At 32.8% G+C, this 12,520-nt stretch carries 7 protein-coding genes and 1 riboswitch; all 7 genes read left to right on the top strand.

The features are described 5' to 3' along the window. Nucleotides 1-59: 59 nt before the first annotated feature. A riboswitch (glycine riboswitch) is annotated at nt 60-153 on the top strand. A 68-nt stretch (nt 154-221) separates the two neighbouring features. Further along, nucleotides 222-1,328 carry a glycine cleavage system aminomethyltransferase GcvT gene (gene gcvT, locus CLJU_RS11895; RefSeq protein WP_013239066.1) on the top strand — a complete coding sequence of 369 codons (1,107 nt, stop codon included), beginning with the start codon at nt 222-224 and terminating at the stop codon, nt 1,326-1,328. Between the two features lie 16 nt (nt 1,329-1,344). Then, entirely contained in the window at nt 1,345-1,725 is a 381-nt protein-coding gene (gcvH, locus tag CLJU_RS11890) for a glycine cleavage system protein GcvH (RefSeq protein ID WP_013239065.1), read from the top strand. A gap of 5 nt (nt 1,726-1,730) precedes the next feature. Beyond that, nucleotides 1,731-3,074, top strand: a complete 1,344-nt coding sequence (gene gcvPA, locus CLJU_RS11885; protein WP_013239064.1) for an aminomethyl-transferring glycine dehydrogenase subunit GcvPA — start codon at nt 1,731-1,733, stop codon at nt 3,072-3,074. Continuing rightward, nucleotides 3,074-4,531 (top strand): aminomethyl-transferring glycine dehydrogenase subunit GcvPB, encoded by a 1,458-nt coding sequence (gene gcvPB, locus CLJU_RS11880; RefSeq protein ID WP_013239063.1) that lies wholly within the window; start codon nt 3,074-3,076, stop codon nt 4,529-4,531. The genes gcvPA and gcvPB overlap by 1 nt, the downstream gene beginning before the upstream one ends. A gap of 517 nt (nt 4,532-5,048) precedes the next feature. After that, a complete protein-coding gene (locus tag CLJU_RS11875) occupies nt 5,049-6,947 on the top strand; it encodes a sigma-54-dependent Fis family transcriptional regulator (protein WP_013239062.1) in 1,899 nt (632 codons plus the stop codon). A 353-nt stretch (nt 6,948-7,300) separates the two neighbouring features. After that, nucleotides 7,301-10,030 (top strand): molybdopterin-dependent aldehyde oxidoreductase, encoded by a 2,730-nt coding sequence (locus CLJU_RS11870; protein WP_013239061.1) that lies wholly within the window; start codon nt 7,301-7,303, stop codon nt 10,028-10,030. A gap of 214 nt (nt 10,031-10,244) precedes the next feature. Beyond that, nucleotides 10,245-12,518: a pyridine nucleotide-disulfide oxidoreductase/dicluster-binding protein gene (locus CLJU_RS11865; RefSeq protein ID WP_013239060.1), complete on the top strand. Its 2,274-nt coding sequence runs from the start codon at nt 10,245-10,247 to the stop codon at nt 12,516-12,518. Nucleotides 12,519-12,520: the final 2 nt, after the last annotated feature.

The following is a 12,520-nucleotide window of genomic DNA, read 5'->3' as shown; positions in this document are numbered from 1 at the left end:
GAAGCAATGATATGCCGCCACGGATATATCAAAAACTCTCAGGTAGAAGGAGCGCTGTAGGACAAAACTCTGAAAAAGCTGTTATTAAGACAGTACCAAAGGTGAAAGATATTTAATATCGAAACTCTCAGGTAAAAAAACAGAGGATATGTGGACTATTGGGTAAATAGTCTCCATATCCTTTTTTTTAATGCATAAAAATATTAAGGAGGTTTTATGTTATGGAAGAATTAAAGAAAACTCCGCTGTTTGATTCTTATAAGAAATACGGTGCAAAAATAATAGATTTTGCAGGATGGGATATGCCAGTACAATTTGAAGGCATAACATCTGAACATCAAGCAGTACGTAAAAAAGCAGGATTATTTGATGTCTCACATATGGGAGAAGCAGATATAACAGGAAAAGATGCACTAGAATTTGTTCAAAATTTAATAACGAATGATGCAGCTAAGATTAAAGAAAACCAAATATTATATACACCTATGTGTTATCCAGAAGGTGGAATAGTAGATGATATACTTGTTTATAAATTTACAAATGAGCACTTTTTTCTCGTAATAAACGCTGCAAATACTGATAAAGATATTGACTGGATGAAAAAAAATAAGGAAAATTTTCAGGTAGATATAAAAAATATATCTCCTTCAATTATACAGCTTGCAATTCAGGGGCCAAATGCGCAAAAAATACTTCAAAAATTAACGGATACAGATTTAGATAGCATCAAGTTCTATTTCTTCAAAAAAGATGTACTAGTTGCTGGAAAAAGGTGCATGGTTTCAAGAACAGGATATACAGGAGAAGATGGATTTGAAATTTATTCAGAAACCGAAAATGCAGAGTATCTGTGGGATAAGATACTTGAAACAGGTAAAGAAGATGGTATAAAACCAATAGGACTTGGTGCAAGGGATACTTTGAGATTTGAAGTTAGCTTGCCACTTTATGGAAATGAATTGTCTAAATCAATTACACCTCTTGAAGCAGGCATAGGAATTTTTGTGAAACTTGATAAGGACAATTTCATAGGCAAAGATGCTCTTGTAAAGCAGAAAAAAGAAGGACTAAAGAGAAAAATAGTTGGCTTTGAAATGAAGGAAAGAGGAATTTCAAGGCACGGATACGAAGTTTTTGCAGAGAATAAGAAAATAGGAGAAGTAACCACTGGATATCGCTCACCCTCTTTAAATAAAAATATAGGTTTTGCTTTAATTGATTCTAAATATGCACCTATTGGAACTTCTATTTCTATAAAGGTGAGGAATAAGCTTTTAAATGCGGAAGTAGTTAGCAAGAAATTTTATAATAAAAATTATAACAAATAGTGGGGAGGATTTATAAATGAAAACTTTAAAGGAATTATTGTATTCAAAAGATCATGAATGGATAAAAGTTGATGGGGACAAAGCTTATGTTGGTATTACAGATTTTGCCCAGGATTCTTTAGGAGAAATTGTTTTTGTTGAACTTCCTGAAGTGGATTCAGAATTCTCAAAAGGTGATGTATTTGGAACAGTTGAATCTGTAAAAGCAGCTTCAGATTTGTGTATTCCAGTTTCAGGTAAGGTCTTAGAAGTAAATGAGGAACTTGTAGATAGTCCTGAAGGCCTCAATGAAGATCCTTATAAAAACTGGATAATTTCAATTGAAATATCAGATGAATCGGAATTGAAAGATTTACTTGATGCAGCAAACTATGAAAAAATATGTGATAAGGAGTGATTGACATGCATCCTTATTTACCACTTACAGAAGAAGACAAGACAATTATGCTGGAGAAAATAGGAGTAAGCAGCATAGATGATCTGTTTTCCGATATACCAGAAAGTGTTCGTTTAAATAGAAAATTAAATATAAATAATGGAATGTCCGAGCTTGAAGTGGAGTCTTACATTAAGGACATTGCAAAATCAAATAAAAGCTGTGATGATCTGACCTGTTTTTTAGGTGCAGGGGTTTATGACCACTATATACCTTCTGTGATAAAGCACATAACGTCAAGGTCTGAGTTTTATACTGCATATACTCCTTATCAGGCTGAAATAAGCCAGGGTACACTTCAGACTATATTTGAGTATCAGACAGTTATGGCTAATTTAACAGGTATGGAAGTTTCAAATGCTTCAATGTATGATGGAGCTACAGCTTGTGTAGAAGCAGCACAAATGGCTGCAAATGTAACAAGACGTAAAAATATAGTAGTTTCAAAAACTTTAAACCCTGAAGTTAGAAAGGTACTTAAAACTTACTTGAGATTTAAAGATTTAAATCTAATAGAAATAGATGAAGCAAGTGGAGTTACTGATATAGACAAACTTAAAGGTCAGATTAATAAGGACACAGCGGCAGTTATAGTTCAAACACCAAATTTTTTAGGGTTAATAGAGGAACTGCAGGATGTGGAGAAGTATGTTCACGATAATAAATCCCTTTTAATAGTATTTTGTGATCCCATTTCTCTTGGAATACTAAAGAGTCCTGGAGAATATGGAGCAGATGTAGTTGTAGGTGAGGGACAATCTCTTGGAAACAGCATGAATTACGGCGGTCCCTATCTTGGATTTTTAACTACTACTAAAAAGTATTTGAGAAAAATTCCAGGAAGAATTGTAGGTGAAACTACGGATTCAGAAGGTAAGAGAGGCTATGTACTAACACTTCAGGCAAGAGAGCAGCATATAAGACGTGAAAAGGCTTCTTCAAATATATGCTCCAATGAAGCATTAAATGCACTTACAGCACTTATATATTTAACTACACTAGGTAAAAAGGGAATTAAAGAAGTAGCTTATCAAAATGTCCAAAAATCTCATTATGCATTTAAAAAACTTACTGAAGGTGGAAAGTACAAAGCTGTATTTGACAAACCGTTTTTCAATGAATTTGTAGTTGCTTGTAAAAATCCAGTAGGAGACATAAATAAGAAACTACTTGAAAATAAAATATTAGGTGGATATGATCTTGAAAAACAATATCCTTCTTATAAAAATTCAATGCTTTTATGTGTAACTGAAAAGAGGACAAAGAATGAAATTGATAAATTAACTTCTGTATTGGAGGGAATTGAGTAATGAAAGAATATAATAAACTTATTTTTGAACTTTCCAAAGAAGGCAGAAAGGCCTACTCCCTTCCTAAATGTGACGTACCAGAAGAAGGTATTGAAAAATTGTTGCCTGAAGAATTTATAGGCAAAGAGGAGCCTGAGCTTCCAGAAGTAAGTGAAGTAGATGTAATAAGACATTTTACACTGCTTTCTAATAAAAACTTTGGTGTGGATACGGGATTTTATCCTCTTGGTTCCTGTACTATGAAGTATAATCCTAAAATAAATGAAGATATGGCAGATTTTAAGGAATTTACTCAGCTTCATCCGTACCAGCCAGAAGAAACTACCCAGGGAGCTTTAAAACTTATGTATGAATTAAGTCAAAAACTTGCTGAAATAACAGGCTTTGAAACTGTATCTCTCCAGCCGGCAGCAGGAGCTCATGGAGAACTTTCAGGACTTATGATTATAAAAGCTTACCATGAAAAAAGGGGAGATTTTAAGAGAAAAAAGATTATAGTTCCTGATTCAGCTCATGGCACAAATCCAGCTTCAGCTTCTTGTGCAGGGTTTGAAATAATAGAAGTGAAATCGGATGAAGATGGAACAGTGGACATCGAATCTTTGAAATCCATATTAAGTAATGAAGTAGCAGGACTTATGCTTACAAATCCTAATACACTTGGACTTTTTGAAAAAAATATTATAGAAATAGCTAGACTTGTCCATGAAGCAGGGGGACTTCTTTACTACGATGGTGCTAACATGAATGCCAATATGGGAAAGACAAGACCTGGAGATATGGGATTTGATGTATGTCATATGAACCTTCACAAGACTTTTTCAACACCTCACGGCGGTGGCGGACCAGGAAGTGGACCTATAGGAGTTAAAAAGAAACTTATGGAATTTTTACCTGTTCCCGTAGTTTCTAAAGACAAAGATAAATATTATTTGGATTATGACAGACCTTATTCCATAGGAAAAGTAAGAAGCTTTTATGGAAACTTTGGAGTTATGGTAAAGGCATTTTCCTATATCTTGAGTATGGGAGCAGATGGATTAAGGGAAGTTAGTGAAGATGCAGTCTTAAATGCCAACTATATAAAGGAAAGACTAAAGGATTATTATAATATACCTATAAATACAATTTGTAAACATGAATGTGTACTTGGGGGCTTGAAAGAAGATGAAAATGGAGTTACAACTCTGGATGTAGCAAAAAGACTTTTGGATTACGGATACCACCCTCCAACTATATATTTTCCATTAATCGTAAAAGAAGCGATGATGATAGAACCCACAGAAAATGAAAAGTTGGAAACACTGGATGAATTTATAGATGATATGATAAGCATTGCAAAAGAGGCTAAGGAAAATCCCGACATAGTAAAATCAGCACCAAATACGACTATAATTAAAAGGTTAGATGAAGTAAAGGCAGCAAGGAAACCTGTAGTTAAGTGGAATAAAAAGTAACAGAGTTCCTAAGCTAAAAATAAACTTATGCTCCGAATATTTTACAACCACAAGTACGTTAAATATTTTGATAAGTCTAAGCAGAAAATATTTAAATGTACTTGTTTATTGTAAAACATTCCTACGCATAAGTTTATTTTTTTTAGTTATAAAACTTACATATTTAATTCTGCATAGAGTAGAGCTAAAGGTTGTAAATAAATGATGATATTTAAAATGCGTTCAAAAAGTGAACTGTAGTCAAAAAACGAACACCGTTTTTTAATTGATTTGATCAAAAAGTGAACATACATAATAAAAATATAAAAGAAACTACCTAATTTGGGCATTTTAGACAATGGCATATATATTGCTTATAAGTAAATAGTGATTCTAAATTTAAATATTTAACTATTATTAAGATATTTGTTTTTGTGGCAATTATATATTATGCTAATAATTATATATAATGTTAATGGACTTTCCTATAATAATGCAAGGTTGAATTGGAAATTGTTATTATGACGGGGGGATTATAATGAATGCAACTATTTGCAAATTGGACAATGCAGTTGTATCTAAGCCGTATGTAGAACTTTCACATATAAGATGTAAAAAGTTCAGTATTGATTCACACCAGGTCTTTAGCAAAAAAATAATACACGATGCTGAATTACAGAAAAGATTTGCGGCTAACAGAAATTTAATATTAACTGCAGCACCTTATATGGAGCAGCTAATTAATTTTGTAAAGGGATTTAATTTTTTTGTATTACTTACCGATGGAGAGGGATGTATATTAAATGCATTAGGTGATGAAAAAATACTTGAAGAAGCTTTTTCTTTGAAAATGGTACCGGGAGCTTTTATGAATGAAGAAAACATTGGAACAAATGCTATGAGCGTAGTTATAAAAAGTAAGCTGCCAGTTCAAATTTCTGGAGATGATCATTTTATTAATGCATATCATAAGTGGACATGTTCCGCCGCACCTATAAAAGATAATAAAGGAAAACTTATAGGTGTATTGAATCTTACTGGGTACATTGAATTTGTACATTCCCATACCCTTGGTATGGTTATAGCAGCGTCAAATGCTATAGAAGAAATGCTTAAAGTAGAAGAGTACAATAAGATTCAAAATATGAATTACAAGCATATAAAAAATATATTTAATTCCAGTCCTGTTGCTATAATAACCTCAGATATAAATGGTAAAATAAAAATTTGCAATAAAAAGGCACAGGATATGTTTGGCATAAGAGGTAATAAGTTAGAAACAAACAATATGGAAGATATTATAGAAAACTGGAATGATATAAAAACATCTATGTATTTAGGAGAAAGTGATTCAAAAGAAACAATTATGGTTTCACTAAGAAATAAGATTCAGTATCAAGTAACTACTAGCTCAATATACAATTGTGATGATGATAATAATATTGAGATAGTTTATGTTTTTGAAAAAGCTAAAAAGGTAAATAAAAAGAATAATGGCCAGGCTTACTATACTTTTGGTAAAATAATGGGGCAGGATGAAAACTTTACAAAAGTAATAAATTATGCAAAAAAGATTTCAGATAGTAAATCAACTATACTTATAATGGGAGAAAGCGGTACGGGAAAAGAAGTGTTTGCACAGTCCATTCATAATTACAGCAGCAGAGTAGATGGGCCATTTGTAGCTTTAAATTGTGGTGCTATACCTAAACAACTTATAGAGTCAGAACTTTTTGGATATGAAGAAGGAGCTTTTACAGGAGCAAAAAAGGGTGGCAATCTTGGAAAATTTGAATTGGCAGATGGCGGAACTATAATGCTTGATGAAATTGGAGAAATGCCTCTTGATATGCAGACAAAGCTTCTAAGAGTTGTACAGGAAGGTGTAATAACGAGAATTGGGAGTTCAAAATCTATACCTGTAGATGTAAGAATTATAGCTGTTACAAACAGAGATTTAAAAAAAGAAGTGGAAGCTGGAAGATTTAGAAAGGATCTATATTATAGGCTAAATGTGCTGCCTTTATTCTTACCTCCACTTAGAGAAAGAAAAAAGGATATACCTCTTCTTATTCAATATTTTGTCAAGAATATAGCACAAAAATTAAATAAAAAAGAGCCAGTTATATCAGAAGAATACTTGAAGAAAATGATTAATTATAATTGGCCTGGAAATATAAGAGAATTAGAAAACCTGGTTGAGCTAATTATAAACACTGAATCCATACCAGCGGGTTACTTTACAGAAGAAGATTGTAATAATGAGGTACTTGTGAATATTAGTGATGACTGTTTAAAGCTGGATTATATGGAAAAAGAACATGTAACTAAAGTATTGAAGAAATTTAAGTGGAATATAACCCATTCAGCAGAAGCACTTGGTATAAGGAGAAATACTTTATACAGTAAGATAAAGAAGTATAATATAGCAATGTAATATTTTTCGTTAAAAAAAGAAAGAGAGAGGGTTACCTACAAATATATTGTTGGTAACCCTATAATTATGTTTTTATCCGATGACTATATGGGGAAAGAAAGAAGAATGACCGAAAAACGAACAGTAATCAAAAAATGAACACCATTTTTTGATTACTTTGATCTAAAAATGAGCACAACATAATAAAGGTCATAAAAACACTACCTAATTTGGACACTTTCAACATTGGCATACTTATTGCTTATATGAATAGTAACATTAAATATTTCGACCAACATTAAAACACATCTACAATTTGTAATATGAATGCGATTTAAATTGCAAATTGCAGATAAAAATTGAGGAGGTATAGTATGCTAAAAAAGTATTTAATTATTAATGGAGTTAAAAAAACTATTATAGCAGATCCAGAGGCATGTTTGGCAGATGTTTTAAGAAAACAAGCATTTCTTACTGGAACAAAAGTTGGATGTAGAAAAGGAGAATGTGGTGCTTGTTCTGTAATTTTGAATGGTAAAGTAGTAAGATCTTGTATAACTAAAATGAAAAGGGTTCCAGATGAAGCAGAAATTATAACTATAGAAGGAGTTGGCGATCAAAAACATCTTCATCCACTTCAGTTAGCATGGATGGTTCACGGTGCAGCACAGTGTGGTTATTGCACACCTGGATTCATAATTTCAGCTAAAGTATTACTTGAACACAATAGTAATCCAACAAGAGAAGATGTTAGAGCCTGGTTCCAAAAACATAGGAATGTTTGCAGATGTACAGGATATAAGCCATTAGTTGATGCAGTAATGGAAGCAGCAAGACTTATGCGTGGTGAAGTAACAAAAGAAGAATTATGGTATAAGCTTCCAAAGGGAAAAAGCCTTTTAGGTTCAGAAGCTATACGTCCTTCTGCTCTTGCAAAAGTAACAGGAACTTGGGACTTTGGAGCAGATTTAGGATTAAAGATGCCAGAAAATACATTACACATTAAGCTAGTACAGGCTACAGTATCTCATGCGAACATATTATCTATAGATACTTCAGAAGCAGAAAAAATGGAGGGAGTTTATAGAGTACTAACCTATAAAGATGTACCGGGTACAAATAGAATAAATGGATTGGCATTCCCAACAAATAAGGGTGATGGACTTGAGAGACCTATATTAAATGATAAAAAGATCTTCCAATTTGGTGATGCAATAGCTATGGTACTTGCAGATACACCATGTCAAGCAGAAGCAGCAGCAAAAAAAGTAAAAGTTGAAATAGAAGAGCTTCCAGCATATATGAGTGCACCGGCAGCTATGGCTGAGGATGCTATAGAAATTCATCCTGGAACACCAAATATTTATTTTGAATGTGGCACTGTAAAAGGTGAAGATACAAAACCTTTAATGGATTCTCTTCCTTATGTTGTTGAAGATGATTCATATGTACAAAGGCAGCCGCATCTTCCGCTTGAACCAGATGTTGGATGTGCATATATTAATGAAGATGGAAAGTTAATTGTACACTCAAAGAGTGTAGCACTTCATTGCCATGCAGCTATGGTAGCTGATGGTATAGGAGTACCTTTAGAGGATCTTTATATAGTTCAAAATCCTACAGGTGGTACTTTCGGATATAAATTTAGTCCAACAATGGAAGGACTTCTCGGTGTAGCTGCATTGGTAACTAAAAGACCAGTATACCTTGAGTTTAATATGTACCAGCAAATAACTTACACTGGAAAAAGATCACCTTTCTTTATGCATCTTAAATTAGGTGCTGACAAGAATAGAAAATTTACTGCATTAGAAACTGATTGGTCTTGTGATCATGGTCCATATTGTGAATTTGGCGACCTTGTAACTACAAGGGGCTCACAATTTATGGGTGCAGGATATAATATTCCAAATATAAGAGGAGAAGGAAGAACAGTTGCTACAAACCATGCTTGGGGTTCAGCATTTAGAGGATATGGTTCACCACAAAGTTTATTTGCTTCAGAAGTTTTAGTAGATAAAATGGCTAAGAAAATGGGTGTGGATCCTCTTGAATTGAGATATGAAAATGTCTATAGAGAAGGAGATAAAACCCCTACAGGTTGCGATCCGGATGTAATATGTCTGCCAACTATGATTGAAAAGTTACGTCCATTATATAAAGAAGCTAAGGAAAGAGTTAAAAATAAGAATGTTAACTCTGGAGATAAGAAATATGGAGTAGGAACTTCCTTATTAATTTATAGCTGCGGTCTTGATGGTCCAGATAGTTCAAATGCATGGGCAGAATTAACTGCAGAAGGGGTTACTGTAGGAAACTCCTGGCAGGATCATGGTCAAGGAGCTGACATGGGAACTTTAACTATAGCTCATGAAACTTTAAGGCCTTTAGGATTAGAGCCAGAAGATATTAAGTTAGTTATGAATGATATGGAATTTACTCCAGACAGTGGTCCTTCAGGTGGAAGCCGTTCTAACGTTTTAACAGGAAATGCTACTAGAGTTGCTTGTGAAAACTTACTAGCAGCTATGAAAAAGGACGACGGTACTTACATGACTTATGATGAAATGGTAGCTGCAAAAAAACCTTTAAAATATGCTGGAAAATGGACAGCACCTTGTACAGCTCCTGATCCAGCAACTGGTCAAGGAAATCCATTCCCAACTTATATGTATGGTGTCCTTATGTCAGAGGTAGAAGTAGATACTACTACGGGAAAAGTTAAAGTAGAAAAACTTACTATGATAGCTGATGTAGGAACTATAGTAAATAAACTAGTAGTTGATGGTCAAATGTATGGTGGATTAGCCCAAGGTATAGGACTTGCTTTAAGTGAAGATTTTGAAGACTTAAAGAAACATACTACACTTACAGGTTGTGGAATACCACAAATTAAAGATGTACCTGATGATATACAAATAATATATCAAGAAACACCAAGACCAAATGGCCCTTATGGTGCTTCAGGTGCAGGTGAAATGCCACTTTCAGCACCTCATGCTTCTATAGTTAATGCAATTTATGATGCTTGTGGAGTACAGATAACAAAATTACCTGCACGTCCAGAAAAGGTATTAGCTGCACTTAAAGAATTAGAAAAATAGTAAGAAAACAATTTAAATATCTCTCTAAATGAATCAGAAACAAATAATTATATAAGGATTTCTAAGAGCTAAAAACGCTAAAAGGTTTGTTAATAGTCATCAGATGGAATTAAAATTCCATCTGATGAAAAGAAATCTATTGATGTTAAAAATTATAAGATAATGTTTTCATAGTTTCTGGTTCATTTTTATTTAAAAAGGGGGAAGGAGTTATATGGATTTAAATAAATTGCTAGATAAAGAGAATTTATGTATTGCAGATAAACCTTCAGCTTGTATAGCTGCGTGTCCCATACACATGGACGTAAAAACTTTCATTGATGCAATAGAACAAGATGACTTCAAGAAAGCTTATAAGGTTATGACGAAAAAGATGCCTTTTACTAGAATAATAGGCAGTATATGTGATCATCCTTGTGAAAAGGCATGTGTAAGAAATGAATTAGGTGGATCTATAAATATACATGAACTTGAAAAAGTCGTAGTAAAAATAGGTCTTTCTTCTAAAAAAAGAACGATTCCAATACCTAGAAATGGGAAAAAAGTAGCAGTAGTAGGTGCAGGTATAAGCGGTATTACAGCTGCTTTTGATTTAGATAAAAAAGGATATCAGGTTACGATTTATGAAAAAAGTGATAAAATAGGCGGCAGGATATGGGACTTTCAAGGAGATCAGCTTTCAAAGGAAACAATAGAAGAAGAATTGGCAGTAATGAATAAGAAAGATATAAAAATTAAATTCAATGAATTTGTAGATGAAAAGAAATTAGAAGAAATAGTAAATAGCTATGATGCAGTTTATATAGGAACAGGTGTTTGGGGAAAAGATTTAAAAGCAAACGCACAAACTTTTCAAGTAGAAGATAGTTCTTTGTTTGCAGGAGGAAGAATTGTAAACCAAAACAGTTCAGTTATATTTTCAATAAGCTCTGGAAGAAGAGCAGTCATATCCATTGATAGGTATCTTCAAAAAATTTCTCTTACAGTTGCAAGAGAAAATGAAGGTGCTTACGATACACCTTTAAAACTTAAATTAGATGATATAGAGAGCGTAGAAGCAATTAAAAAAAATTCTTTAGGATATAATAAACAGGAAGCCATTAAAGAAGCAGGCAGATGTATAAAATGTCAGTGCACGGAGTGTTCAAATGTTTGTGTTCACTTAAGAAAATATGATATTACACCTAAAAAATATATAAGACAAATAAATCACAATGAAGTTATAATATTAGGAGATCATTATGCAAATGAAATGATTAATTCCTGCACTCTTTGTGGACTTTGCGGTGAAGTGTGCCCTTCTAATTTAGATATGAAGGATATAATACAAGAAACCCGTGAAAGTATGGTAGAAAGAGAAAAAATGCCTGTATCAGCTCATGATTTTGCACTTAAAGATATGGAATTCAGCAATAGCAAATATTTTTCAATGGTAAAAAATCAGCCGGGATATGAAGAAGTTAAATATATGTTTTATCCAGGATGTCAATTGCCTGCATCCTCTCCTGAATATATACCTGAAATATATAAATATCTTATGGAAAATATAAAAGATGGAGTTGGAATAATGCTGGGCTGCTGTGGTGCACCAGCGGATTGGGCTGGAAGACAGGATTTACTGGAGAAAAATATAAAAGATATACGAAATAAGTGGGAAGAGGCAGGAAAGCCAACTTTCATTTTAGCCTGTTCTAGCTGTTACAGTATGTTTGAAAAATATATGGGGGATATGAATTTTATCTCTCTATGGAAAGTTATGGATAAGTATGGAGTGCCTGAGGGCAATAAAATAAAAGAAAACAAGATATTGACTGTACATGATGCATGTTCCACTAGATATAATAAAGAAATTCAAGAAAGTATACGAAATGTAGCAACTTCTTTGGGATATAAAATAAAAGAACTTAAATTTTCAAAAGAAAAAACTAAATGCTGTGGTTACGGAGGACTTGTGTATTTTGCCAATAAGGAACAATCAAAGGACTTTGTAAAAGATAGAATAAATGAAAGTAACCTGGATTATTTAGTCTATTGTTCAATGTGTAAGGATTTATTTATAGATGAGGGTAAAAAAACTTTTCATATTTTAGATTTAATTTACAGTGATGATTTAGAAAAAGCTGCTTTAAGAAAAATACCTACTCTTTCATGCAGGCGTGAAAATAGAACACTTCTTAAAATTAAACTTTTGAAAGATCTATGGAATGAGGAAGTAAATGATTTAATAGAGCATTATGAGTTTAAATTAAACATACCTGATAATGTTAAAGATCAAATGAAAGATAGACTAATTTTGCTTGACGATATAGAAAAAGCCATAGATAATGCCGAAAAAAATAAAGAAAGATTTTTTAATCCTGAAAATTCACATTATTTATGCAGACTTAGAATTAGTAATGTAACTTATTGGGTAGAATATGAAAGAAGCAAGGATGAGATTTTAGTTAAAAGTGTGTATAGTCACAGAATGGAAATAGTGGAGGAATAATT

The sequence above is a fragment of the Clostridium ljungdahlii DSM 13528 genome, assembly GCF_000143685.1.
Lineage (GTDB): Bacteria > Bacillota > Clostridia > Clostridiales > Clostridiaceae > Clostridium_B > Clostridium_B ljungdahlii.
This window is presented reverse-complemented; position numbering and strand designations above follow the sequence as displayed.